22 protein-coding genes are annotated in these 24,284 nt (G+C 56.3%); 10 read left to right on the plus strand and 12 right to left on the minus strand.

Features of this window, described 5'->3' with window-relative positions; genetic code table 11:
• The first annotated feature begins 5 nt into the window (after window positions 1-5).
• The 9 genes from PHA01_RS09695 (at window position 6) to PHA01_RS09735 (ending at window position 8,215) form a co-directional block, all read left to right on the plus strand.
• Window positions 6-233, plus strand: coding sequence for a hypothetical protein (locus PHA01_RS09695; RefSeq protein ID WP_271894792.1), 228 nt, complete (start codon window positions 6-8; stop codon window positions 231-233).
• A 2-nt stretch (window positions 234-235) separates the two neighbouring features.
• Complete coding sequence (locus tag PHA01_RS09700) at window positions 236-1,024, plus strand: GntR family transcriptional regulator (protein ID WP_271894793.1); 789 nt, start codon at window positions 236-238, stop codon at window positions 1,022-1,024.
• A gap of 17 nt (window positions 1,025-1,041) precedes the next feature.
• A complete protein-coding gene (locus PHA01_RS09705; protein ID WP_271895076.1) occupies window positions 1,042-2,052 on the plus strand; it encodes an SIS domain-containing protein in 1,011 nt (336 codons plus the stop codon).
• A complete protein-coding gene (gene nagA / locus PHA01_RS09710; RefSeq protein ID WP_271894795.1) occupies window positions 2,049-3,209 on the plus strand; it encodes an N-acetylglucosamine-6-phosphate deacetylase in 1,161 nt (386 codons plus the stop codon). Before PHA01_RS09705 ends, nagA begins: the two co-directional genes overlap by 4 nt.
• Before the next feature lie 52 nt (window positions 3,210-3,261).
• Window positions 3,262-3,861 (plus strand): bifunctional nicotinamidase/pyrazinamidase, encoded by a 600-nt coding sequence (gene pncA, locus PHA01_RS09715; protein WP_271894796.1) that lies wholly within the window; start codon window positions 3,262-3,264, stop codon window positions 3,859-3,861.
• A 154-nt stretch (window positions 3,862-4,015) separates the two neighbouring features.
• Window positions 4,016-5,326, plus strand: a complete 1,311-nt coding sequence (ugpB, locus tag PHA01_RS09720; RefSeq protein WP_271894798.1) for a sn-glycerol-3-phosphate ABC transporter substrate-binding protein UgpB — start codon at window positions 4,016-4,018, stop codon at window positions 5,324-5,326.
• A gap of 62 nt (window positions 5,327-5,388) precedes the next feature.
• On the plus strand, window positions 5,389-6,279 hold the full coding sequence (gene ugpA / locus PHA01_RS09725; RefSeq protein WP_112531774.1) for a sn-glycerol-3-phosphate ABC transporter permease UgpA: 891 nt from the start codon (window positions 5,389-5,391) through the stop codon (window positions 6,277-6,279).
• Between the two features lie 9 nt (window positions 6,280-6,288).
• Window positions 6,289-7,137 carry a sn-glycerol-3-phosphate ABC transporter permease UgpE gene (gene ugpE, locus PHA01_RS09730; RefSeq protein WP_271894799.1) on the plus strand — a complete coding sequence of 283 codons (849 nt, stop codon included), beginning with the start codon at window positions 6,289-6,291 and terminating at the stop codon, window positions 7,135-7,137.
• A 7-nt stretch (window positions 7,138-7,144) separates the two neighbouring features.
• Window positions 7,145-8,215, plus strand: a complete 1,071-nt coding sequence (locus PHA01_RS09735) for a sn-glycerol-3-phosphate import ATP-binding protein UgpC (RefSeq protein ID WP_271894800.1) — start codon at window positions 7,145-7,147, stop codon at window positions 8,213-8,215.
• 59 nt (window positions 8,216-8,274) lie between these two features.
• On the opposite strand, the gene PHA01_RS09740 is transcribed toward PHA01_RS09735, so the two are convergent.
• Genes PHA01_RS09740 through PHA01_RS09750 form a run of 3 tightly spaced genes read right to left on the minus strand, consistent with a single transcriptional unit; the run spans window position 8,275 to window position 10,779 of the window.
• A complete protein-coding gene (locus PHA01_RS09740; RefSeq protein ID WP_271895078.1) occupies window positions 8,275-9,054 on the minus strand; it encodes a MetQ/NlpA family ABC transporter substrate-binding protein in 780 nt (259 codons plus the stop codon).
• Between the two features lie 29 nt (window positions 9,055-9,083).
• Window positions 9,084-9,749 carry a methionine ABC transporter permease gene (locus PHA01_RS09745; RefSeq protein WP_271894801.1) on the minus strand — a complete coding sequence of 222 codons (666 nt, stop codon included), beginning with the start codon at window positions 9,747-9,749 and terminating at the stop codon, window positions 9,084-9,086.
• Window positions 9,739-10,779, minus strand: a complete 1,041-nt coding sequence (locus tag PHA01_RS09750; RefSeq protein WP_271895080.1) for a methionine ABC transporter ATP-binding protein — start codon at window positions 10,777-10,779, stop codon at window positions 9,739-9,741. The genes PHA01_RS09745 and PHA01_RS09750 overlap by 11 nt, the downstream gene beginning before the upstream one ends.
• Window positions 10,780-11,495: 716 nt before the next feature.
• On the opposite strand from PHA01_RS09750, the gene PHA01_RS09755 reads away from it, so the two are divergent.
• Window positions 11,496-13,838: a putative bifunctional diguanylate cyclase/phosphodiesterase gene (locus PHA01_RS09755; RefSeq protein ID WP_224511903.1), complete on the plus strand. Its 2,343-nt coding sequence runs from the start codon at window positions 11,496-11,498 to the stop codon at window positions 13,836-13,838.
• 68 nt (window positions 13,839-13,906) lie between these two features.
• Here the strand turns inward: PHA01_RS09755 and PHA01_RS09760 are convergent, their stop codons facing one another.
• From PHA01_RS09760 to PHA01_RS09800, 9 genes are all read right to left on the minus strand, one after another.
• Window positions 13,907-15,745, minus strand: a complete 1,839-nt coding sequence (locus tag PHA01_RS09760; protein ID WP_271894802.1) for an acyl-CoA thioesterase — start codon at window positions 15,743-15,745, stop codon at window positions 13,907-13,909.
• 253 nt (window positions 15,746-15,998) lie between these two features.
• Window positions 15,999-17,468 (minus strand): HAL/PAL/TAL family ammonia-lyase, encoded by a 1,470-nt coding sequence (locus PHA01_RS09765; RefSeq protein ID WP_271894803.1) that lies wholly within the window; start codon window positions 17,466-17,468, stop codon window positions 15,999-16,001.
• Entirely contained in the window at window positions 17,465-18,466 is a 1,002-nt protein-coding gene (locus tag PHA01_RS09770; protein WP_271894804.1) for an ornithine cyclodeaminase family protein, read from the minus strand. Before PHA01_RS09770 ends, PHA01_RS09765 begins: the two co-directional genes overlap by 4 nt.
• A gap of 5 nt (window positions 18,467-18,471) precedes the next feature.
• Window positions 18,472-19,788, minus strand: coding sequence for an LLM class flavin-dependent oxidoreductase (locus PHA01_RS09775; RefSeq protein WP_271894805.1), 1,317 nt, complete (start codon window positions 19,786-19,788; stop codon window positions 18,472-18,474).
• The gene (locus tag PHA01_RS09780; RefSeq protein ID WP_271894806.1) at window positions 19,785-20,858 is read right to left on the minus strand and encodes an LLM class flavin-dependent oxidoreductase; all 1,074 of its coding nucleotides are present in this window, start codon (window positions 20,856-20,858) and stop codon (window positions 19,785-19,787) included. Before PHA01_RS09780 ends, PHA01_RS09775 begins: the two co-directional genes overlap by 4 nt.
• A 31-nt stretch (window positions 20,859-20,889) precedes the next feature.
• Window positions 20,890-21,822, minus strand: a complete 933-nt coding sequence (locus tag PHA01_RS09785) for an ABC transporter ATP-binding protein (RefSeq protein WP_271894807.1) — start codon at window positions 21,820-21,822, stop codon at window positions 20,890-20,892.
• Window positions 21,819-22,460 (minus strand): ABC transporter permease, encoded by a 642-nt coding sequence (locus PHA01_RS09790; RefSeq protein WP_114432354.1) that lies wholly within the window; start codon window positions 22,458-22,460, stop codon window positions 21,819-21,821. The genes PHA01_RS09785 and PHA01_RS09790 overlap by 4 nt, the downstream gene beginning before the upstream one ends.
• Window position 22,461: 1 nt before the next feature.
• Entirely contained in the window at window positions 22,462-23,082 is a 621-nt protein-coding gene (locus PHA01_RS09795) for an ABC transporter permease (protein ID WP_271894808.1), read from the minus strand.
• Between the two features lie 112 nt (window positions 23,083-23,194).
• On the minus strand, window positions 23,195-24,076 hold the full coding sequence (locus PHA01_RS09800) for a glycine betaine ABC transporter substrate-binding protein (RefSeq protein WP_112531761.1): 882 nt from the start codon (window positions 24,074-24,076) through the stop codon (window positions 23,195-23,197).
• Window positions 24,077-24,284 lie beyond the last annotated feature (208 nt).

Below are 24,284 nucleotides of genomic sequence, written 5' to 3' on the forward strand. Positions count from 1 at the left end.
ATGTTGTGACAAGATCAAGCAAAGACAGGAAGACCCGCACCCTTCGTGCGGGCGAGTGGCTTTGCGCAGGGATTGGTGCAACAGGGCCCGTCCCTTCGGGTTTCCAGCTGGCGGCCAACCACGTTGTCAGGCGGCTTCGTCCGATGAACCACATCGGCCTCGCCACCTTCCGCGTGGATTGTCTCGCCAGCCGCGAAACAGAATACGGCCAATATGGCCGGAAAGGGCTCTAGTCATGGGTGATGGTTTGATCGATATTCTGCCTTCGCTCAACGAAAGTTCAGCCATCGGTGGTCCGCTATACGTGAAATTGCAGCGGCTGATCGAAAACGCCGTTCGTGAAGGAAAACTTCTACCTGGAGACGCACTGCCTCCGGAGCGAGAGCTCGCTGCAATGGCGGAGATCTCGCGTGTGACTGTACGCAAAGCCGTCCAGGGTCTCGTCAATGATGGCCTGCTCGTCCAGCGGCATGGTTCGGGCACATTTGTTGCGCCGCGTTCCGCACGCGTCGAGCAATCCTTGTCGCACCTCACATCCTTTACTGAAGATATGGCGCGGCGCGGGATGATCGTCCGCTCGACATGGCTCGACCGCGGCGTCTATGCGCCCTCTCCCGAAGAAATGGTGACGCTCGGCCTGTCATCCGGCGAAAAGGTGGCGCGGATCAGCCGATTGCGCGTGGCCAACGACACGCCCATGGCGATCGAGCGTGCCGCCCTGTCCATTCATGTGCTGCCGAACCCGGAACTCGTCACTTTATCGCTTTATGCGGTACTGGCGGAGAGCGGCAATCGTCCGGTCAGGGCAATACAGCGCATTTCTGCGGCCATATTGAAAGAGAATGATGCTAAACTGCTCCAGGTTCCGGCGGGTTCCGCCAGCCTGAATATCGAGCGGATATCCTACCTCGAATCCGGGAAGGTGATCGAGTTTACCCGATCGATCTACCGTGCCGACGCCTATGAATTTGTCGCCGAACTGAAGCTCGGCGAGTCTTCGGAAATTTCAGGAGCAGTGCTGTGAATACGAAACCGACCCTCATGCGGGAAGAAATACTCTCAATTCCCGATGTGACAGCAAAGTTCCTTGACGCCTCCCGCGGAACGCTTGCTGCGGCTGGCGCGAAGTTGCGCGAAAAGAACCCGCCCTTCCTTGCGTCGATCGCTCGAGGATCATCGGATCATGTCAGTGCCTTCCTGAAATATTCGAGCGAACTCACCGCCGGTATTCCCGTTGCTTCGCTCGGGCCCTCTGTCGCCTCGATCTATGGCGTAAAGCTCAAACTTGGCTCTGCTGCGACGCTATCCATCTCACAGTCTGGCAAGAGCCCAGACATTGTCAGCATGACAAACGCAGCCCGTGAAAGCGGGGCATTGACCATCGCCATCACCAATGTCATCGAGTCTGACCTCGCGCATGCCAGCGATTTTGCTATCGATATCCTTGCAGGGCCGGAGCGCAGCGTCGCCGCCACAAAGTCGTTCATCAGCTCGGCGGTTGCCGGTCTCGCACTGATCGGCCATTGGACCGAAGACACCAAGTTGCTTGCTGCAATCGATGATCTTCCAGCCGCGCTCGCCAAGGCCGTCGCTTGTGACTGGTCAGCCTTCGCAGGCGCAGTGACCGACGAAAACTCGCTGTTCGTTCTTGGACGCGGACCATCTCTGGCAATCGCCAACGAAATGGCGCTGAAATTCAAGGAAACAAGTGCGGTTCATGCTGAAGCCTTCAGTGCTGCAGAGGTCATGCACGGACCAAAGGCCATTGTCGGCGAGGGCTTTCCGATTCTCGTGCTTGCGGCACGCGACGCAGCCGAAGATTCCCTTGTGGACGCCGCCAATCGTCTGGCCGACCAAGGCGCTGCGGTGTTCCTCACATCGTCCAAACCATCCCATGCTACAGCCCTGCCCTTCGTCGCGACATCGCACCCGCTGACTGATCCACTGGCCCTGCTCGTTTCGTTCTATGCTTTCGTGGAAAGCTTTGCCCGCAGCCGTGGGTTAAATCCGGATGAACCTCCGCACTTACGAAAAGTGACTGAAACCCTATGAGCACTATCTATGCCCTTACCGGCGCCGAGATATTCGACGGCGAAACCTGGCACACCGATTCAGGTCTGGTTGTCGATGGCGATGTGATCAAGAGTATCACGCCGTTGTCGAATTTGCCCGGTGACATTCGCCGGGTCGAATTGAAGGGCGGCAGGCTTGTACCGGGCTTCATCGATGTTCAGGTCAATGGGGGTGGTGGCGTACTCCTCAACGACGGTCCAAGCATCGAGGCAATCCGCACCATATGCGATGCGCATTTCGCCTTCGGCACGACTGCCTTGCTGCCAACGCTGATCACCGATACGCCGGAAATAACTGCGGCGGCTATCGCCGCAGGCAAGGCCGCGGCACAAGAGAAAGTGGCCGGATTTATCGGCTTGCATCTCGAGGGTCCGCATCTGTCTTTGACACACAAGGGCACGCACGACCCGAAGCTGATCCGGCCGATGGACGACGCTGATCTCCTTGCCATCATCGAAGCCGTGCAAGAATTGCCCGTTCTGCTGACGACAGTTGCACCGGAAACGGTATCGGCTGAAAAGATCCGGGCGATGGTCGATGCCGGGGTGATCGTCAGCCTCGGCCATAGCGGCGCATCCTACGAAGTGGCTTTGGCGGCCAAGGATGCGGGTGCAACCATGGTGACACACCTGTTCAATGCGATGAGCCAGCTCGGCCATCGCAGTCCCGGCGTGGTCGGCGCGGTGCTTGAATCAGGTGAACTGTCGGCGGGGCTGATCGCCGACGGCTTTCATGTCGACAAAGCCTCAATGGCGATCGCACTGCGTGCCAAGCAGGGTCCGGCGAAGATATTCCTCGTCACCGACGCAATGTCCACGATAGGCACCGATATTACATCGTTCACGCTGAACGGACGCAGGATCACACGTGCCGGCGGACGTTTGACACTGGACGACGGGACATTGGCGGGTGCTGATCTCGATATGATATCCGCAGTTCGTTTTGTGCATCGCGAACTCGGCTTGTCGCTCGATGAAGCCTTGCGCATGGCATCGCTCTACCCTGCCCAGAGTATTCGTATCGATCACCATTACGGGCGCCTTGCGCCGGGTTATATCGCCAATGTCGTGCATCTCGACGAGAAGCTCGATGTCAATCACGTCTGGATCGGTGGCGACTCGCACTACGCACGTTGACGGAACAGTTCGACTGGTCATACTAGAGCCTTCACCTTACTGGAGAATCGAGATGGCCAAGGACGCGCTGATCGTCGTCGATGTGCAGAATGACTTCTGTCCTGGCGGGGCGTTAGGAGTCGATGGGGGGCACGAGATTGTTCCGATCATCAACAAGCTCATGCAGCGTTTCGATCGCGTCGTCCTTACCCAGGACTGGCACACACCCGGGCACTCAAGTTTTGCATCGTCGCATCCCGGCAAGGCGCCGTTCGAAACAATCATGATGCCCTATGGAGAGCAGGTGCTCTGGCCCGATCATTGTATCCAGGGATCTTCAGGTGCGGACTTTCATCCGGATCTGGTTTGGACAAAAGCCGAGTTGGTGGTCCGCAAGGGTTTTCATCCGCATATCGACAGCTATTCGACTTTCTACGAAAACGACCGCAAGACCCCTACGGGACTTGCCGGCTATTTACACGAGCGCGGCATTACCAACGTGACCTTCGCAGGTCTCGCGACTGACTATTGCGTGGCATATTCGGCGTTGGACGCTATCGAGCACGGCTTTACTGCGGAGGTCCTGCTCGACGCATGTCGCGGGATCGATCTTGGCGGTTCGCTCGCTGCCATGACCGCAAAAATGCGCAAGGCCGGCGTTGTGCTTGTTTAACAGGGCCTCAAAGTGAACAGCTGAGCATTTTTCCACAGCCTTGAACCAAGGTATGAGCTTCCAGTCACAAAACTGTTGTTTCCCTGTCACATAATGGCGATACTGCCCTCAAGCGCGCACTTCAGACGACGCCTTATGTGTATGGGAGATTCACATGACTATTCGCGGCACTTCACTGAGCCTTGCTCTCGGCATTGTCCTCGCCTCATCCACCTCGTCTTTCGCCGTCACCGAGATCAGCTGGTGGCATGCGATGACTGGTGCCAACAACGAGGTCGTCAACACGCTTTCCAAGGAATTCAACGAAAGCCAAAGCGACTACAAAGTGGTTCCGGTGTTCAAGGGCACATATCCCGAAACGCTGAATGCCGGCATTGCCGCCTTCCGCGCCAAGCAGGCGCCAGACATCATTCAGGTGTTTGATGCGGGCACCGGCGTGATGATGGCCGCCGAGGGCGCGATCAAACCGGTCGCCGACATTCTTTCGATGGGCGGTGCCAAGTTCGACAAGAGCCTCTATTTGCCTGGAATTGTCGCCTATTATTCCAAGCCGGACGGCACGATGCTGTCTTTCCCGTATAACAGTTCCTCGCCGATCCTTTTCTATAACAAGGACATCTTCAAGAAGGCCGGGCTTGATGAAAACAAGCCGCCCAAGACATGGCCGGAAGTCTGGGACGCTGCGAAGAAGATCAAGACAAGCGGCGCAGCCAAATGCGGATATACCTCGGCCTGGCTGACCTGGATTCACACCGAAAACTTCGCCGCCTGGAACAACCTGCCTTGGGGTTCGAATGAAAACGGTATCGGCGGCGTCGATGTCGAGCTGAAGATCAATGCGCCAATCTATGTCAAGCATTTCCAGGAACTCGCCGATCTCGCAAAGGATGGTACTTTCCGTTACGGAGGTCGTACTTCCGAAGCCAAACCACTCTTCCTTTCCGGCGAATGCGGCATCTACAACGATTCATCGGGCGGTCTCGGCGACGTGATCAAATCGGGTATGAACTACGGAACAGGCCCGTTGCCCTATGACCCGGATGCCAAAGATGCGCCACAGAACACGATCCCCGGCGGCGCAAGCCTTTGGGTTTTTGCGGGCAAGAGCGACGAGCAGTACAAAGGTGTCGCAGCCTTCTTCAACTTCCTCTCCAAGACCGAGATTCAGGCACGCCTGCATCAGGTGTCGGGCTATTTGCCGGTAACGTTGGCCGCCTATGAGGAAACCAAGAAGTCCGGCTTCTACGATAAGAATCCCGGTCGCGAAACGCCGATCCAGCAGATGATGGGCAAGGCACCGACTGAGAATTCAAAGGGTGTTCGCCTCGTCAACCTGCCGCAGGTTCGCGACATCCAAAACGAAGAGTTCGAAAATATGCTTTCGGGCAAACAGACCGCCCAGCAGGCGCTGGATAACGCCGTCAAGCGTGGCAACGCTGCGATAAAGCAGGCAATCGGCCAGTAATCTTCATTTCATGACAGCCCGTCCGTAATTTTACGGACGGGCTATTTCAAAACGAGGCATTCATGGCATCGTCAACACGCGTCACTTTTCCGAACAAGTTTTTGCCCTATCTGCTGCTGGCACCGCAACTCGCCATCACCGCAATATTCTTCTATTGGCCCGCATCGCAGGCGATCTATCAGTCCGTCTTGCGCGAAGATCCGTTCGGGCTGTCTACACAATTTGTCGGTCTGGATAATTTCCGGCGCGTCCTCGGAGATCCGAACTATCTGAACTCGCTTCAAGTCACCGTTATATTCTCCGTAGCCACAGCGCTCATCGCGATGGCGCTTGCTCTTCTCTTAGCCGTCATGGCCGACAAGGTTATCCGCGGCAAAGGCATCTACAGAACGCTTTTGATCTGGCCCTATGCGGTCGCACCAGCCATCGCCGGCATGCTCTGGCTGTTCCTGTTCAATCCATCGATGGGAACGCTTGCGCATCTCGTCCGTTCGGCAGGCTATAATTGGGACCCGCTGCTCAATGGCGATCAAGCAATGGTGCTGATCGTCTCAGCCGCGGCGTGGAAGCAGATCAGCTACAATTTCCTGTTCTTCGTCGCTGGTCTGCAATCGATCCCCAAATCGCTGATCGAAGCGGCAGCGATTGATGGCGCGGGCGAAACCAAGCGCTTCTGGACCATCGTTTTTCCGCTACTGGCTCCAACGACCTTCTTTCTGCTGGTCGTCAACACGGTCTATGCCTTTTTCGACACGTTCGGCATCATCCACGCGGTCACGGGAGGCGGCCCCGGCAAAGCTACGGAGACGCTCGTCTACAAGGTCTACAATGACGGCTTCGTCAACCTCATCCTGGGTGACTCGGCCGCTCAGTCGGTGATCCTGATGATCATTGTTATCGGCTTGACGGCTATTCAGTTCCGCTATGTCGAGCGCAAAGTGCACTACGGCTGAGGAAAGCTCATGATCCAGAACAATCCTGTCGGCCGCCTGATCGCCCATGTGATATTGATCATCGGTATATTGATCGTGGCCTTCCCGATCTACTACACCTTCGTCGCCTCGACGCAAACGCTCCAGGAAATATTGCGCCCACCCCTATCATTGCTGCCAGGCGGACACTTCTGGGAGAACTATTCCGCAGCGCTCTTCGGCGGCGTAGGCCGTATCGGCGGTGTGGGCGTAGACCGACTCCTGTTCAACACGCTGGTCATGGCGCTGGGCATTGCCATCGGGAAGATCTGTATCTCGATCCTTTCTGCCTATGCGATCGTCTTCTTCCGTTTTCCCGGCCGCATGATCTTCTTTTGGCTCATTTTCATAACCCTGATGCTACCGGTCGAGGTTCGCATCCTGCCGACCTACAAGATCATGGTCGATCTCGGCCTCATCGACACCTATACGGGGTTGATCCTGCCGCTCATGGCGTCTGCAACGGCCACGCTACTATTCCGGCAGTTCTTCATGACCATCCCCGGCGAACTTGTCGAAGCTGCCCGCGTCGATGGCGCAGGACCATGGCGATTCTTCAAGGATATCCTGCTGCCGCTATCCAAGACCAACATCGCGGCCTTGTTCGTGATCCTCTTCATCTATGGCTGGACGCAGTATCTCTGGCCACTTCTGATGACGAACCGCAACGAGATGTCGACCATCGTCATTGGTCTACGCAAGATGATATCCTTCGCCGATGCCGATACCGAATGGCACTTGGTGATGGTGACCTGCATTCTCGCCATACTGCCCCCAATCCTCGTTGTTGTTCTCATGCAACGCTGGTTCGTGCGCGGTTTGGTCGAAACGGAGAAATGATACTGATATGGCAAATGTAGAATTGACCAATGTTCGCAAGGTCTATGGTAGCTCCGTCGAAGCGGTCAAAGGCATCAACATTGCCATCGAAGATGGCGCCCTGTGCGTGCTGGTCGGTCCATCCGGCTGCGGAAAGTCCACCTTGCTGCGTATGATCGCGGGTCTGGAGTCTATCACCGACGGCACAGTCAAAATCGACAACAAGGTGGTCAATGAACTCGGACCTGCCGAGCGGGACATCGCAATGGTATTCCAGAACTATGCGCTCTACCCGCATATGAAGGTCTACGACAACATGGCCTATGGCCTGCGCAATCGGGGTATGCCAAAGGATCAGATCGACAAACGTGTAAAAGACGCAGCTCAAATCCTTGAATTGACTCAGCTTTTGGAACGTCGTCCAAAAGAACTTTCAGGCGGTCAGCGTCAGCGCGTCGCTATGGGCCGTGCCATTGTCCGCAGCCCGAAAGTATTTCTTTTCGATGAGCCGCTTTCCAATCTCGATGCCAAGCTTCGCGGGCAAATGCGCGTCGAAATCAAGAACCTGCAGCGGCAGCTGGGCGTGACAAGCGTCTATGTTACCCATGACCAGCTTGAGGCTATGACGCTCGCGGATATCCTCGTCGTCATGAATGCCGGTTCGGTAGAACAGATCGGCGCACCGCTCGATATCTACGAGAAGCCAGCCAGCACCTTTGTCGCAAGCTTCATTGGCGCACCGCCCATGAACCTTGTGCCGGTCAAGGCCGACCATTCGGGACTGGTTCTGAAGGATGGCACACGCATCGGTGCAGAGGGGCTATCCATTCCATTGACGGGAGCCTTGATCGGCTTCCGTCCAGAAGATCTTGAGGTGTCCGCTGGCACCGATACGCATATCGGCGGACTGGCGCTTGATCTCAAGGTTCTGGGTGTAGAGCCGGTCGGCGCCGAAAGCTATGTGTATGGCATCATCGGCGGAGAAAGGGTTGTCGTGCGCGTTCCAGGGCGGTCAACATCGAACACCGATGATCAATTGCGCGTCATTATCCCGAAACAAAAACTGCATCTGTTCGGCGCGGACGGCAAGCGAATCTAGTCGATCGCCGCCCGCTGTTTCTTACACCTAGCATTGCGATGGCGTTCGCTTGCTGGCATTTACCAGCTTGGAACGGCTGCACCCTTGTACTTGTCGAGAATGAACTGCTTGACCGGATCCGAATGGTAAGACTCAATGAGTGTCTTCACCCAGGGCTTGTCCTTGTCAGCAGTACGGACAGCGATGAGATTGACGTACGGAGCTTTCTCGCCTTCTTTCAGAATCGTGCCGTTCATGGGGTCAAGTCCGGCCTCCAAAGCATAGTTTGTATTGATCGCCGCGGCATCGACGTCATCAATCGAACGCGGTAGCTGGGCGGCATCAAGTTCAACGAACTTGAAATTCTTCTTGTTCTCCGTGATGTCGGCGGGCGTGACCTTCAGGCCAGTACCGTCCTTCAGCTTGATCGCCCCCTTATCGGCGAGGATGAGCAGGGCACGGCCACCATTGGTCGGATCATTCGGAATCGCAATCGTAGCTCCGTCGGCTAACTCGTCGAAACTCTTCACTTTTTTAGAATAGACGCCCATCGGAAAATTCACGGTATAGGCGACATCGACGATGTCGAATTTACGATCGGTAATCTGATTGTCGAGGTAAGGCTTGTGCTGAAAGGAATTTGCATCGAGCTCGCCGTCGTTCAATGCCTGATTTGGAACAACGTAGTCCGAGAACTCGAGAATCTGGATATCGAGACCCTTGGGCTTGGCGACCTCCGCGACCTTTTCGAGAATTTGCGCATGCTCGCCCGGTGTAACCCCGATCTTGATCGTTTCAGCCAGCGCACTTGTCGCGCCGAAGATCGCCGCCAAGGCTGCTACACCCAGTATTTTCTTCAACATTTCATTCTCCTGCTTTTATAATAAATTCAACGGGGACGGCTGCGCTTGTCGAATTGCCGCGCCAATCGGTCACCGGCGCTCTGGACAAGTTGAACAAGTACGATCAACACCACAACGACGACGGCCATGACGTCAGGCATGAAGCGTTGATAGCCGTAGCGGATGCCAAGGTCGCCAAGGCCGCCGCCGCCAATCGCACCAACCATTGCCGCGTAACCGATCAAGCTGACGATCGTCAGGGTTAGTGCAGAGGTGATTCCGGGGCGCGCCTCTGCAAGCAGCACCTTGAAGACGATCTGCATCGGGCTTGCACCCATTGCGCGCGCTGCTTCCGTGAGACCAGGATCGACCTCACGAATTGCCGTTTCGACCAGACGAGCAACGAAGGGGATTGTCGCAATCGTCAACGGCACTATCGCAGCAGTGGTTCCTATGGATGTGCCGGCAACGAGCCGGGTGAACGGAATGATGGCAACGACCAGAATGATGAACGGCGTCGAACGTGTGGCATTGACGACGGCGCCAAGCACCTTGTTCACCCAAGGCGCCGCGAAAAGCTCGCCTCGCCCGCTCGTCGCCAGAAACACGCCGAGCGGAATGCCCAACAATGAACCAATTAGTCCGGCGACCGCGACCATATACAGCGTCTGGCCCGTGGCCTTGACGATGAGAGCGATGATATCAGCGGACATAGCCGACCACCTCCGATGATAGGCCGTGATTGGCAAGGAACTGCCGGGCCTCGGCAATTTTTGCTTCTTCGGAACGCAAGGAAACTACCAGCATGCCGAAAGGACGCCCCGCGATTTCATCGACTGCACCGGCCATGATATTGACCTCGATGCCAAGATCGCTTCCAAGCCGCGCCAACATCGGTTCCGTGGCATTTTCACCCTTGAATATGACACGAAGAATAGTCCGGGAGCCGGGCTCCGGTCGCTGCGACATCCGGCTAGTCAGGAACTCCGGCAAATGCATGCCTGCAAGACCACCGAGTAGGGCCTTGGTGGTTTCGTGCACATGCCCGGTAAACACATCGAATGTCGGGCCTTGTTCGACGATGCGGCCGCCATCGATCACGGCAATATGGTCGGCGATGGCCTTAACCACCTCCATCTCATGGGTGATCAGAAGCACGGTCAGTCCCAGTTCCTTGTTGATCTTCCGGAGCAGGGCAAGGATAGAGCGCGTGGTTTCTGGATCCAGCGCCGATGTCGCCTCATCGGACAGCAGCAGCTTTGGTTCGGTTGCCAAAGCGCGCGCGATGCCGATGCGCTGTTTTTGGCCGCCCGAAAGCTCGGAAGGATACCGGTCGCGCTTGTCGGAGAGGCCGACCAGATCAAGCAAGGGCGCCACGCGCTCTTCGATGTCTTGGCTGTCCATGCCGGCAATTTCCAGCGGCAGCGCAACATTCCCGAATGCAGTGCGCGAGGAAAGCAAATTGAAATGCTGGAAGATCATGCCGATCGAGCGGCGCACAGCGCGTAGATTTTTCTCGTCCAGTCCGGCGATATCCACGCCGTCAACGAGGATGCGGCCAGAACTCGGCTTTTCAAGCCCATTGACGAGCCGGATCAGCGTCGACTTGCCCGCTCCTGAACGGCCAATGATCCCGGTTACCGATCCACGGGGCACCACGAGGTCTATATCGTTCAGCGCTACCACTTCGGCGCCAGTTTTCCCCGCCGCAAAGCGTTTGGCAACGCCTTCGAAGACAACCATGGGATTGGCGGCCTCGGGCACAGCCGCTTCATTACCTGTTAGCACTTGCGGCGTAGTCGTTGCCGTATTTCTCAAAACTGCCATGTTCATTTGCGGAGCTCGCACGTCCGCCCTGTTACCTTTTTAGGGCGGTCTATACAGACCATCTTCGCGTTTCGATAGACCTTGACGACAGGCATCAACATTTTCAGCTCTGTTTGAGACATCTTGGGTGGCCGGAAGGCCTCGGCAGAGATGACGATACGCAATGTTGTCGCCCGACGACACGCAGCGGGTTTCATATTTGTATCAATTGCGGGAATGTCTTTCCAAAACGGCCGCATCGGTCAGCACATCGGCTCTGTACCGGGGAAAATTTCGACTCCGGGCGCTTGAAATTTGGCCGATAAGAGCTAATTCTAAAGAACTACTTACTTGACTGCGCAGCAAATCGAGTAGATTGAGCGACGGAATACATTTGAATAGAAAAAAGTTGTTTCAGAAATATTACTTTGAGATTTATCGTATAGATTGTTGATATACTCATATATGAAGAAAATTCACGTCTTTTCTCGCACTAATACCCTGTAGTCGCGAATTTTATCTTAACCAAAGCGCGACGCTAGGCCATAAAGACATTGGTAACTAATAGAAAAAATGCTAAGTATATTAACCAATGCCGAACGTAAAAAAACTAACATGGGTCAAAGATGAACTCACCTGCCTGAGGTCTGTGCGTGCAATTGTCCAATTTTCATACTTTTGACGCTATCCGATCGATGTTCGGTATGCGGGGTGCTATCAACCCGGCAGTGAAGCGTCGTGTCTATGCGGAGCAGATGGACGTTGCACTGAGGCTCGCGCCTTTTACGGTTCTGGTGGCAATGTGCGTTGTGTTTGTCGTCGCGTTCGTTTTCTGGGACCTCGGCCCCCGCCCCTATCTCGCCGGTGTGTCGATAATGGTCGCGCTCATGACTGCGGGCTCCCTTTTCGCCTGCTGGCAATGGTACACGGTGCCCAAGGTCAAGGAGCTTGGCTTTGATGCGATCAAATACCTGATCATCATATCCGCGCTTTACGGCATCTGCCTTGCCAGTATTCCCCTGATGCTGTTTCTCGACGCTGATCCCTACCATAGGCTCTTGATCGCATGCACAGCAGCAGGTCTCATGGCAACCGGCATCGGCGTGGCAGTGGTACCCCTGGCTGCGATCGCCTATTCGGGCACAATCATTACCGGTTCATTCTTCGCGCTTGCGTCGACCGGTGAAGATTTCTTTCTGTTCATCGCGATCCTGCTCGCCTTCTATGCGCTCTTCATTCTGTTCACCATCGTCCACATGAGCAATCTTATCGTTATGCGCACGCTGGACCAGATCAAGGTCGAGCAGCAGAAGGAGGTTATCAGCCTGTTGCTGTATGACTTCGAAGAAAACGCCAGCGACTGGATTTGGGAAACCGACGCCGACCTGAAGCTCCAGCATACATCGCCGCGTCTGGCGCAGATTGCCGCGAAAACGACCAAGGAGCTGCAAGGCATGCCTTTTGCGCAACTGTTCAAGATCGATCAGTCCCATGCTGAAGAGGCGGTCAAGGTTGGTTCGATCTGGCAGGCCATCGAGAACCGCACGACATTCCGCAACCATATCCTGCCCATCAACATCAAGGGGGAGACCCGTTGGTGGTCGCTCACCGGCAAGGCGATTTTCGACAACGCAGGCCAGTTTGTCGGCTACCGCGGCGTTGGCTCCGATGTGACCGCTGCAAAGCAGTCTGACGATCAACTGTCCTATCTTGCCCGCTACGATGTGCTGACCGATCTGCCAAACCGTACGCTGTTTACCGACCAGCTCTCGCAGGCCACCAAGGACCTCGAAAAAGGGCTGCGCAGTTTTGCTGTGTTCTGTATCGATCTTGATGAATTCAAGACGGTCAATGACAGTTTTGGTCACGGCATCGGCGACCAGTTGCTCAAACAGGTGGCCGACCGCCTGCGTGGCGCAGCACCCGCAACCTATGTCGTTGCCCGCCTTTCCGGCGATGAATTCGCCATCCTGGCGCGTGGCGCCGACCAGACTGCTGCCACCGAACTCGCCGAGCAGCTCGTTCAAAGCATTGCACAACCCTTCTGGATTGACGGTATCCAGATCAACATTCACATCAGCGTCGGCATAGCCATTGCGCCGACCGACAGTGTCAACGACATCATGCGCTGCGCCGATCTGGCGCTCTACCGGACCAAGAATGAGGGCCGCAACAGTTTCCGCTTCTACGAAGTGGAAATGGATGCGCGCATCGAAGCCAAACGTGCGCTCGCCATGGACCTGCGTGGCGCTCTGGCACGGGACGAGTTCATCCTTCATTTCCAGCCCATCATTTCGGCGCAGACACTCAAGACGGTCGGGTTCGAGACGCTGCTGCGCTGGAAGCATCCGGTGCATGGCTTCATCTCTCCGACTATCTTTATCCCGATCGCAGAAGAGACGGGCAATATCATTCCGCTCGGCGAATGGATCATCCAGGAAGCGTGCCGTATCGCCGTGTCGTGGCCGCAGGAAATCCACGTTGCAATCAATATCTCGGCGATCCAGTTCCGGCACTCCGACCTGGCGTCCATCGTCCGCGATGCCTTGACCAAGAACAAGCTCAAGCCCAATCGGCTGGAGCTGGAGATCACGGAATCCGTCTTCCTCGAGGCGAATGTCGCCGCGATTTCGTTGTTGCGCCAGTTTCGCGCCATGGGGGTGAGCATCGCGCTCGATGATTTTGGCACCGGCTATTCCAGCTTGAGTTACCTGCGCAAGATGCCGTTCGACAAAATCAAGATCGACCAGTCCTTCGTGCGCGACCTTCCGCACAACCGGGGCAGCCTTGCGATCATTCGTGCTGTGATGGGCCTTGGAGCCAGTATGGGCATGAAGATCACCGCCGAAGGCGTCGAGACCCGTGAGCAACTTGCCTGCCTGCAAAAGGAGGGCTGCGATCAGGTGCAGGGCTTCCTGTTCAGCCCGGCAGAACCCGTCGAGAAGACTTTCGAGCTGCTCGCCTTCGATCGTGACCGATACCAGGTTGCCAGCTAGAGCCTTTCATACTGAATAGAAGCGGTTCTCTCTCTTCAGGCACGTAAGGCTCGAACGGTTCGCTGAGATCACGCCTGCCGCTTGGCAGCATCCTGAATATTTACTGGCCGGTAGTTCGCGGACAAACGCGAATCCTTCGGCCAATATGGCAGGAACCCTTTGATCACTTCTCCCGGAATATCGAGCGGATTGTAGTGGTCGCGGTCGACGAACATCAATGACTGCTCGCCATGCCCGAGCAATCCTTGTGCGGCGCTGTGGATCTCATGCTGCAACGTCACGAATTTCCGATTGTGGCGCGCAATCTTGATGCGCACGGTGATCTGCTCGAATTCTTTCGACTCGCGACGGTAATCATGGGTGAATGACCGCGTGAGGATATAGAACCGCGTCGTTGCCAGGTCGAAATCGGGCATGCAGACGTTGAAGAACAATTCCCGTGCTTTGCCGACCCAGCGCACGTAGTTGGCGAAATAGACGTTTCCCACGGAATTCGTATCATCATATGTGGGGACGAGCTGCATGACGAACCACTCACCGTCGAATCCATGCGATGGCGAAACGTCGTCGCTTCCCGAGACGGTAGTAAGTGGTGTAGGCGACATCATCCGGATAGGTTGATCGACGATCTCAACGGGAATGGCTTTCGAGGCCGGTCCGAACAGTTCGATGAGAACTGGCAAAGCGCCTATCAGACCGATGAAAGGAGAGATGAACAGGAATCCTGGCACCGGCTGGATATAGCCGATGATGAATATCAGCGACGAGCCGCAACCGATCATAAAGCTGAGCACCGGATCGAACTTTGGCTTCGCGCCGAGCGCCTCGCATACCAAGTTCGCCGACGCACTGACGAACAGGGTTGCGAACGGCATCATGAAATACATCAGCGAAAAATTCGCGGGCACCGCCGTGAAGGCAATCCAGGCAGCGCCAAACAACAGCCAAAGCGGCGATGAAGCGACGCCGTCCGGGATGAGAGCAAGCAAGGGGCTGTTGCTGCGCAGATTTTTGCCCTTCAGGAACCAGGATGTTGCGCAATAAAAGCTGTCCACGGTTGAAGCCAGGGCAATGACAGTCCAGATGACAAAGGCAACCGCCAGATATGGCTGGCCATTTTCCGCAGCAAGAACCGTAGCTGCCGAGACGGATCCCTGGGCGCTTGGAAGGCCATCGATAGACAGAATGCTGCCGATCGGGCCGACTGCCGAAGCGGTAAGCGCATTAAGGAACAAAAAGCCAAAGAACATCAGCGCGCCGACACCATAGGCCATGCCAACATCGCCACCTTCGCGTTTGATGGTAACCGCCCGCTGCCAATGCTGAATATCGAGCCACGGTCCAAGCAGGAAACCGATCAGCGTTGGCATGATCAGACCGTAGAAACGGCTATCGAACTTTTCTAACGGCACACCCGGATAGTCTGATGTCTGCCGCAGTCCGATGAGCAGGACAATGCCTGCGGCCACACCGACGACCGTATAGACGATATGCAACAGCTTGAGTTGCTGTAACGACAGTGCATGACCGATGGCACACGCAAACAGCAACAACAGCGCAACGCCGAGCGCCGATCCCTCACCCACGATAGGCTGCCAGAGATAGGCGACAAACCCGAAGATCGTCACAACCAGCGCGGCCATCTGAAACAGCAGAAACACGCCGGCGTAGCGGCCTTCAATATCTTTGATGATCTGATCGGGCGGCCGCTTGGTCCGCCCGAGAATAAATCCAAACAGCCAGAGCCCGGCGACATTGGCTATGGCAAAACCAAAAAACCCCAGCCAACCATAGGTCAGAGTGACGTGGATGGAATAAAAGAAACCCAATCCCCACAGCCAGGATAAGCCTATTGTTGGCGCCCACAAAAGATTCCGCACGACCGTCATGACTATCCAGCTTTTCAAGAAACGCTGCTTTTACAGCACCCTACTTTAGTCGATGTTATTCGCGGAAATAAGTCAAATGTTCTGTTCTTAGACTGACGTCAAGAGTTTAGCGTTTCGATAGTGTTGCGGAAACTTGGCGGCAGATGGTGAGCAGATCATGAAACTTATCGGTGACGAATATACAACTCGTTCACCATTCTAGCGTGCAAAGGTGTCCAAACCGTTGCATATCCGGCGACACGGGGACCGATCGTTTAAGGCGACATCTCGATCATTGGCGCAAGCTGTCCACCAATGCCGAAACATCCGCTCCGAGCGCCCTGTCCGCTTCCAGCTTGGGCGAAACTGCCCGAACGAAATCATAAGTTTGTCTCGTCCCCCTGCCGCAGCGAAGTTCCGGCCTCAGATCTATGGCCTGCGCCGCGGCCAGCATCTCGCAGGCAACCAGCTGTCGCCACAAATCGACAATCTCCGCACATTTTGCTACCGCGAGCGGCGTCTGCGTCGCGTGGTCCTCGACTCCTTCGGAAACGGCAAGGAAATCGAGCAACACTGGATTGGCCTTGTGACGAATGGCACCAACGATTGCGGCTACTGTCTTCTGCAAAGGTACAAAACCGGCAGACGCCCCGCCGACTGGGCTCAGATACCGCGGCAGGCCATGACGCCCAGAGGCCGTGATTTGTATGAAGCGTGCAGCACTGCCGAGTGCCGCTTGTGCGATGGCGAGACCAAGTGTTTCGAAAGCCAGCGCCAGCGACGGCGTATGGAAATTTCCCGTCGACAGTACTCGCGCTTCATTAATGATCACCAGCGGATTATCCGCGGCCGAATTGAGCTCAAGTTCGATCGCGTCTGTCGCGGCCCTCAGGGCATCGGCAAGTGCCCCTTGAATGGGCGCCGCGCAACGCAGGCTAAGTGGATCCTGAATCGCTGTCCTTGCTTCCAGCAATGACGAGTCTTCAAGCAATGCCAAAAGCTTTTCCGCCTCTTCCACCTGACCCGCAGCGGGGCGCGCAATCTGGATCGCAGGTGTCAGAATGTGTGGATTGCCGCCCAAAGCTTCGAAGCTCAGGGCGACCGCTCCACGCTGAAAATCCAGAAGCACAGCAGCGTCTGTCGCAACGAGTGCACCCCGTCCGACCGAAACCGCTGAGGCGTTGAGCAGCGACAACCCGTCTTTCGGGCCAAGCGCCGATGGTTCAAGGCCTGCCTTTTTCAAAGCCTGAGCAGATGGGTAGACCTTACCTTGATATTCTGCAGAACCTTCGCCGATCAGCGTCGATGCCATAGCCGCCAGGAGGACGAGATCACCAGCTCCTATGGAGCCAATGGATGGAATAACAGGATGAATCTGTTTATTGAGCAACGCCAGCAAATCATTGAAAACTGACGGAGAAATTCCGGATCCCCCGACAGCCAGCATTGAAAGCCGCGTGGCCATGACCGCGCGGGTAACATCGCGCTCCAGGGACGGGCCAACACCCATGCCGCGCCCGCGCACCAATTGCTGTTGGAATGCGCTGATGTCCTCGGTCACCGATGTTTTCAAATTAGCGCCAAGCCCAGTATTCAGACCGTAGATTTGCTGTCCGGATGCTGCAGCTCTGTCGAGGATCGCCCGCGCCTTTTCCAGCCTGCCGTACACATGGGGCTCGACTTCGATCGCCGCATTCCCACGGGCGATCGCTGCGATATCAGCGATTGTGGTGGTCGCTCCACTGAAGACGACAGGGCTCATGCAAAGCGCAGCCGCTGGCCGATATTGGAGGCTTTGGCTTTCTCCAGCAGGGCGTAACCAAGCGCAATATCGCTTAACGACAAGCCCCGATGCCAGAACAGGATTGTCTCATCTTCATTCTCACGGCCGGACTTGTGTCCGGCGACGATCTGGCCGAGCTCAGCATGCAACGTCTGCTCTGACAGTTTTCCCGCCTCCACATGCGCGCGCAGGGACCCAAATTTCCCGCCCTTGCATTGGCCCCAGTCATCGACGACGAGCTTGTCCATGATGTCGGTCAACGACAGCTCCACCGCGCTCATTGTTCCGTAAGGCACGACGAACGCGCCGGGCTTGATCCATTCCGTTTTCAACATCGATTGCGGCTCCGGCAGGCGCGACGCTTCAACGACGATGTCGGCACCTTCGACACAGGAGCGCCAATCATCGGTGACGATGATCCGCTTGCCAAGATCATGGGAGAGTTTCTCGGCAAAGGCGTTGCGGCTCTCGGGACGACGCGAATGCACGCGGATCTCGTCGAAATTGTAGAGATGATCAAGGAGCCTTACATTCCAATAGGCCGTGCCGCGCGCTCCGATATGGCCAAGGATCTTCGAATTCTTGCGCGCGAGATATTTTGCGCCGAGTGCAGTCACCGCGCCCGTGCGCATATCGGTGATGACCGTTGCGTCAAGGATAGCGCGCGGTGAACCGGTACGTGGATCGAACAGATTGAGCACACCGAATTCTGACGGGTAGTTCAGCTTGTAATTGTCGACAAAGTCCCCGACGATCTTTACGCCAGCCAGATTCAAAGGCGCAACATATCCCCGCAACACGTTGAAATGGCCATTGAAAGTTGCATCCGGTTCAAGGTGCACTCGCGGCTCAATGACGGTATCGCCATTGCCTTGCGCGGCAAGCGAGGTTTCGATTGCACCGAGAATTTCGGCATCCGTCAGCGCCAGCGCATCGATGTCGAGCGCATTCAGATAGTCGATGTAAATGGGTTTCATGTTGCTCATGCTGCATGTGCCGGGATTGTGATTCCGAGATTTTCGCGCAATGTGCGCCCGTCATACTCATTGCGAAAGAGGCCGCGGCGACGCAACTCAGGAACAACCAGGTCGATGAAATCCTGAAGCGCCCCCGGGAAATAGGCACCCATCACGTTGAAGCCATCCGCCGCTTTGCCATGGAACCGCTCCTCCAGTTCATCGACGATCTGCGCCGGTGTGCCGATCAATTGCCAATGGCCGCGCGCTCCGGCGAAATTGCGAGCCACCTGCCGGATAGACAGATTCTCGCGTCGCGCAAGATCGATGATCAGCTGCTGCCGGCTTTGAATGCCATCGGTAGCTGGCATTTCAGGCAACGGTCCTTCCAGCGGGTACTGCGACAGGTCCTTGATGCTGAGATAGCTGGCGAGCAACGCCACACCGACCTCGTCGGGAATGAGTTCCTGCAAGGCATCATATTTCGCCCGCGCTTCGCTTTCGGTTCGGCCGACGATGGGCGACACACCGGGCAGGATCTTCAGATCGTCCGGATTTCGGCCGAAGGCCGGCATGCGCGATTTCAAGTCAGCATAGTAGTTTTGAGCTTCCTGCAAGGTCTGGGCCGCCACAAACACCACATCCGCTGTACGCGCTGCGAGGTTTTTGCCCGCGTCCGAAGCACCGGCCTGCACCATCAACGGACGACCCTGCGGCGAACGCGGGCTGTCGAGAAGTCCGCTGACAGCGAAATGTGTGCCGTGATGATCGACGGGATGTAGTTTGGATCGGTCAGCGTAGCTTTTTCCGTCGACGACATAAGCGCCGGTATCGACACTGTCCCAGACCGCCCTTGCGGCTTGTTCAAATTCCTCGGCACGCTCATAGCGCTGCGCATGGGGCCGCAAGCCGCTTGAAACAAAATTCTCCGCCTCGAGTTCGCTCGCAGACGTGACGAGGTTCCAACCAGCCCGACCACCGCTCAACTGATCGATGGAGGCCAGTGTGCGCGCAAGGCAATAGGGCTCGTTGTAGGTCGTGGAGGCCGTAGCGACCAAGCCGATATGGGACGTATTGACCGCCAGCGCCGCGAGCAGGCTCAACGGCTCGAACATGGTCGAACGCGCAGCCTGGCTCGCGGTGTTGATGTTGCGCTCGCGGATCGCGGCAGCATCTTCAAAGAAAACCATGTCGAATTTGGCAGATTCTGCGAGGCGCGTCAGGGCTATGAAGTGATCGACATCCACACCGGCTTCGGCAACCGCGTCCGGATGCCGCCATGCCGCGATATGATGGCCGCCTGCCATAAGAAAGGCGCCAAGCTTCATCTGTGCTTTGCTCATGATGTTTGCTCCGCTGCTTGGCTGGCCGGATGGCGCGGACGTTGCATTCCAAGATGCTCGCGCAGCGTGTTGCCCTCATAGGAGTTGCGGAACAGGCCGCGCTTTCGAAGTTCCGGTATGACGTGATCAACAAAGGCGTCGATACCTTCCGGCGCCACCGGAGGAAGGACGGTGAAACCATCGACAATGCCTGACCACGCTCGCAACGCATCCGCCACATCGAGGGGCGTGCCTATGACCTCAAACCCACAAAGCCTTTCTCCATCGGGCGACAACGTATCCAGTCTGTCATGGAGTTGCTGTGCGTCAGATTTGGTAGCGCCGATGAACGGAATGACATTTGCAAGGATCCTCACCTCGGACCGTTTACGGCCGTGACGTTCGAGCCGCTGCGTGAAATCGGAGACAAGCGTCCTCGCCTTGTCCATCGACGCCGGATCAATGAAAACAAGTTCAGCCGACCGCGCGGCAATCTCGGCGGTATCAGCCGTTAGCACGTGCGAAACAACTGGTTTGCCTTGCGGCGAACGATTGACGTTGAGCGGACCACGCACGGTGAAATACTCACCTTTGTGATCGAGAAGGTGCATTTTCTCCGGCAGGAAAAAACGGCCTGAGGCCTTGTCATAAACAAAGGCGTCATCCTCCCAGCTGTCCCAAAGTCCGTGGACCACATCGAGATATTCCTGATCGCGCGCGGTTACGCCCGACGGAACCACGACATTCCACCCAGCCCTGCCCTTGCTGATCGTATCGAGCGAGGCAAAGCGGCGCGTGAGGTTGTAAGGTTCGTGCTGGATGGTTGCAGCGGTTGCGATCAGCCCGATCCGGCGGACGACAGTGGCAAGCGCCGCAACCAGCGTCGTCGGCTCAAAAGGCACGGCCTGCGGCGACAGATCGTTCAGGGGCCGCTGACCAAGCCGATCGGCAAAGAATGCGAAGTCCAACCCGCCTTCTTCTGCTTTCTTCACCTGCGCCGCCAAAGCGTTGAAATGAATCGCATCTTCCGACTTCTCCCGCCAGGCGGCGGGATGATGGCCAAACGGCGTGATCGATATTCCGATGTGCATTGCTGGATTACCCTTGCTTTCGTACCGGCCGTCAGACCGCAAAAATAGCGTCCCGTGTCAATTGCCCCTTCACTGCGCCGCTCTCGTCAACAACGGCAAGAACGTCGCTATTGGCGGCAACCATCAACGCCAGTGCGTCGCGCAGACTGCTGGTCGGTGCAACCGTACTGGCACCCGTGCGCGGCGCGGCAGGGTTCATCGCATCGTTCACAGTGAACAGGCTGAGCCGTTTGATCGCGCGGTCTATCCCGACGAAATTTTCCACAAAAGCGTCGGCGGGGTGAGACAGCACTGCATCCGGCGTATCGTACTGGACGATCTTGCCGCTTTTCATGATGGCGATACGGTCGCCAAGCCGGATGGCTTCGTCGAGATCATGGGTGACGAGCACAACCGTCTTGCGCACGCGACGCAATATCTGGCGAAATTCGTCCTGAAGTCTCGTCCTGGCGATCGGATCGATCGCACCAAAGGGCTCATCCATCAACAGCACGGGTGGATCGGCTGCAAGCGCGCGGGCCACGCCGATACGCTGGCGCTGCCCGCCGGAGAGCTGGCGGGGATAGCGCTTCAGCATTTCGCTCGGGTCAAGCCCGACCAGATCCAGCAGTTCTTCCGTACGGCTGGTAATTTTCGCTTCAGTCCAGCCGAGCAATTTCGGCACCGCCGCAATGTTCTGAGCAATGGTCATATGCGGAAACAGACCGACCTGCTGGATCACGTAGCCAATGTGCCGGCGCAGTTCGACCGGGTCGACCTTCGTGACGTCCTCGCCATTGACGATGATCTTGCCTTCCGTCGGATCGATCAGGCGGTTGATCATCCGCATTGTCGTGGTCTTGCCGCAGCCCGATGGACCTATGAGCGCTGTTGTCGTCCCTTCTGGAACGACGAGCGAAAGATCGTCGACTGAAGCCGGTCCGTCCGCAGCAAAACGTTTGGTCACATGTTCCATGGTGATCATGCGGTAGATCTCTCTGCAAAAAAGACTTTTTCGGCGATGCCGAGAGTAAACTCGGTCGTCAGGGCGAGCAGCGCAATGGGAATGGCGCCAACCAGCAGCCTCGACATATCCATCATGCTGATGCCGACGGCGATGAAATCTCCGAGGCCGCCGCCACCTATGAAAGGAGCAAGCGTAGCACCGGCCAGCACCTGAACGGCGGCGGTGCGAGCGCCCGCAAACATGGCCGGGGCTGCAAGGGGAATGCGTATCTTGCGCAGGACCTGCCCCCTGCTCATGCCCATACCCGTTGCAGCTTCCACGGCATCGGGGTCGACGTCGCGCAATCCGATAAAGGCGTTGAGCAGGATCGGCGGCAAAGCGAGAATGGTCAGAGCCACGATGGACGGCCACAATCCGATGCCAAGAAGCGGCATCATGATAGCGAGGATTGCGAGACTGGGAATCGTGCGCAGGGCATTGATCGTATTGATGACTGCGAAGGCGAGGCCGCCCCGGTTGATGATCAGGATCGCCAGCGGCAGTCCAATGGCCAACGCGAAGGCCAACGAGACGCCTGACATGATCAGATGCTGGCCAAGCGCCTGGTAGAATTCCGGCTGATGATTGATGATCCAAGTGAAGGCGGTAATCAACATATCATGCCCTCCCCCGAACCAGATATTTCTCGGCCTGACTGAGCACAACATCGAAGAAGATCGCCATCAAGGATGTCAAAATGCCGCCGACGAGTATTTTCTCGGTATAGTTCTGATCGATCCCCATGAGAATGATCGTGCCAAGCCCGCCGCCGTCGATGAAGGCCGCTACGGTGGCTATGCCGATCACGGTAACAAGGGCAATTCGTATGCCCGAAACAATGAGGGGCAGTGCGAGAGGAAGTTCGATCCCGACAAGCCGCTGCCAGGTATTGTAACCCATGCCATCTGCGGCATCGAGAACATCGGCCGGTACGCCCCGCAATCCGGTTACGACGTTGCGCAGGAGAATAAGCAGGCAATAAGACGACAGTCCAACCAGCGCCGGCTTTGTCCCAAGGCCAAGCCAGGGGATCAAAAGTGCGAATAGCGCCAGACTGGGGATGACGAAAATGATGCCGGTTATCGTCAAGACGACCGCGTACAGCTTTGGCCGTCGCGCGCAGATGATCCCGAGGATTAACGCGATCACCAGCCCGATCAGCACCGAGGAAACCGAGAGCACCAGATGCTGCCACGTAGCAATGAGTATTTCCGGAATGTTTTTGGGAGCCCAGTTCAAGGGTACTGTCCTGCCTGCATGGTCGCTTCAGCAATGAAATAGCGGAGATGTGGTCATCTCCGCCATACACGTTCAAATGATCGGCGAAACTCTGCGGTTCCGCCGAGTATAATCAAATACCTTTTTCTTTCAGGAACTCTGCAGCGACTTCCTTTGGTTCCTTCTTGTCGCGTTCGACGGCCGCATTCAGGTCACGCATGATCTCGTTGGTCAAAAGCGGACTGACCTTGTTGAGCACTTCAGCGATCTTCGGGTTTTTCGCCAAGGCATCCTGGCGAACGACAGGCACAAGATAATAGGGAGGGAAAAGATGCTTGTCGTCGTCAAGAACAACGAGGCCGCTGTCAGCGATCTGCCAGTCGGTGCTGAAACCATAGGACACATCGATGTTCTTGCTCGTGAGCGCGCTGTAGCGGATACCAAGCTTGGCGAAGATGCGAAAATCCTTGAACTCGATCCCGTAAACCTGCTTCAACCCCGGCAGACCATCCTTGCGTTCGCCAAAACCGCCTTCGGCGCCAAAGGAGAGCTCCTTGGAAGCTGGACCAAGATCCGTCAGCGTTTTGAGCTTGTATTTTTCAGCGGTTTCGGGAAGCGTAATGATGGCATAGCCATTGTTGATCTGCGTTGGCTCGAGCAGTGTCAATTGCAGGTTCTTCTCGTAATAGTCCTTGACGTCCTTGTAGATCTTGTCGGCCGAGCCCGACAGGTCGCCCTTGACCACCGCAGCAAGCGCGGTCCCGGTATATTCCGGATAGAGATCGATTTCGCCGCTTGTCAGCGCCGAATGTGCGATGAGCGTAGCGCCGAGGTTCAGCCGGCGCTCGACCGTGATGCCGGCCTTCTCCAGCGCCTGCGCATAGATTTCAGCAACAACGAACTGTTCAGTGAAATTCTTGCTGCCAATTTTCACTGTCTGCGCAAAGCCGGACGTTGCCGCCGTCAATGCTACCAAAACGCCAAGCCCAATTGAGGCGACACTTTTCAAGATCATGGTTTTCCCTGCAGCTACTGTAGGATTTCATCCGTATCCTACTGGTTTCGTTGTCGAATTCGCATGCTAGCAATCTCGGGCCCTAAGTTCGCAGAACAATATGCCAATGTTCCAAGAGAAGTAGAAATTATTTACTATGCGTTTGCAACCGCCGATACGCGCACATCCTGACAGCGGTTGATCTCTGGTGTCGCTGCATTCTCCTCGC

This window comes from Candidatus Phyllobacterium onerii (assembly GCF_028331445.1).
GTDB classification, from domain to species: domain Bacteria; phylum Pseudomonadota; class Alphaproteobacteria; order Rhizobiales; family Rhizobiaceae; genus Phyllobacterium; species Phyllobacterium onerii.

Excerpts from the sequence above, each read along its gene's own strand:
- PHA01_RS09770 (WP_271894804.1), bottom strand. The coding sequence starts at position 18,466 with ATGAAACCCATTTACATCGACTATCTGAATGCGCTCGACATCGATGCG.
- ugpB (WP_271894798.1), top strand. The coding sequence starts at position 4,016 with ATGACTATTCGCGGCACTTCACTGAGCCTTGCTCTCGGCATTGTCCTC.
- PHA01_RS09785 (WP_271894807.1), bottom strand. The coding sequence starts at position 21,822 with ATGATCACCATGGAACATGTGACCAAACGTTTTGCTGCGGACGGACCG.
- PHA01_RS09745 (WP_271894801.1), bottom strand. The coding sequence starts at position 9,749 with ATGTCCGCTGATATCATCGCTCTCATCGTCAAGGCCACGGGCCAGACG.
- ugpE (WP_271894799.1), top strand. The coding sequence starts at position 6,289 with ATGATCCAGAACAATCCTGTCGGCCGCCTGATCGCCCATGTGATATTG.
- PHA01_RS09780 (WP_271894806.1), bottom strand. The coding sequence starts at position 20,858 with ATGCACATCGGAATATCGATCACGCCGTTTGGCCATCATCCCGCCGCC.
- PHA01_RS09775 (WP_271894805.1), bottom strand. The coding sequence starts at position 19,788 with ATGAGCAAAGCACAGATGAAGCTTGGCGCCTTTCTTATGGCAGGCGGC.
- pncA (WP_271894796.1), top strand. The coding sequence starts at position 3,262 with ATGGCCAAGGACGCGCTGATCGTCGTCGATGTGCAGAATGACTTCTGT.
- ugpA (WP_112531774.1), top strand. The coding sequence starts at position 5,389 with ATGGCATCGTCAACACGCGTCACTTTTCCGAACAAGTTTTTGCCCTAT.
- PHA01_RS09765 (WP_271894803.1), bottom strand. The coding sequence starts at position 17,468 with ATGAGCCCTGTCGTCTTCAGTGGAGCGACCACCACAATCGCTGATATC.
- nagA (WP_271894795.1), top strand. The coding sequence starts at position 2,049 with ATGAGCACTATCTATGCCCTTACCGGCGCCGAGATATTCGACGGCGAA.
- PHA01_RS09790 (WP_114432354.1), bottom strand. The coding sequence starts at position 22,460 with ATGTTGATTACCGCCTTCACTTGGATCATCAATCATCAGCCGGAATTC.
- PHA01_RS09800 (WP_112531761.1), bottom strand. The coding sequence starts at position 24,076 with ATGATCTTGAAAAGTGTCGCCTCAATTGGGCTTGGCGTTTTGGTAGCA.
- PHA01_RS09705 (WP_271895076.1), top strand. The coding sequence starts at position 1,042 with ATGCGGGAAGAAATACTCTCAATTCCCGATGTGACAGCAAAGTTCCTT.
- PHA01_RS09750 (WP_271895080.1), bottom strand. The coding sequence starts at position 10,779 with ATGGTTGTCTTCGAAGGCGTTGCCAAACGCTTTGCGGCGGGGAAAACT.
- PHA01_RS09735 (WP_271894800.1), top strand. The coding sequence starts at position 7,145 with ATGGCAAATGTAGAATTGACCAATGTTCGCAAGGTCTATGGTAGCTCC.
- PHA01_RS09700 (WP_271894793.1), top strand. The coding sequence starts at position 236 with ATGGGTGATGGTTTGATCGATATTCTGCCTTCGCTCAACGAAAGTTCA.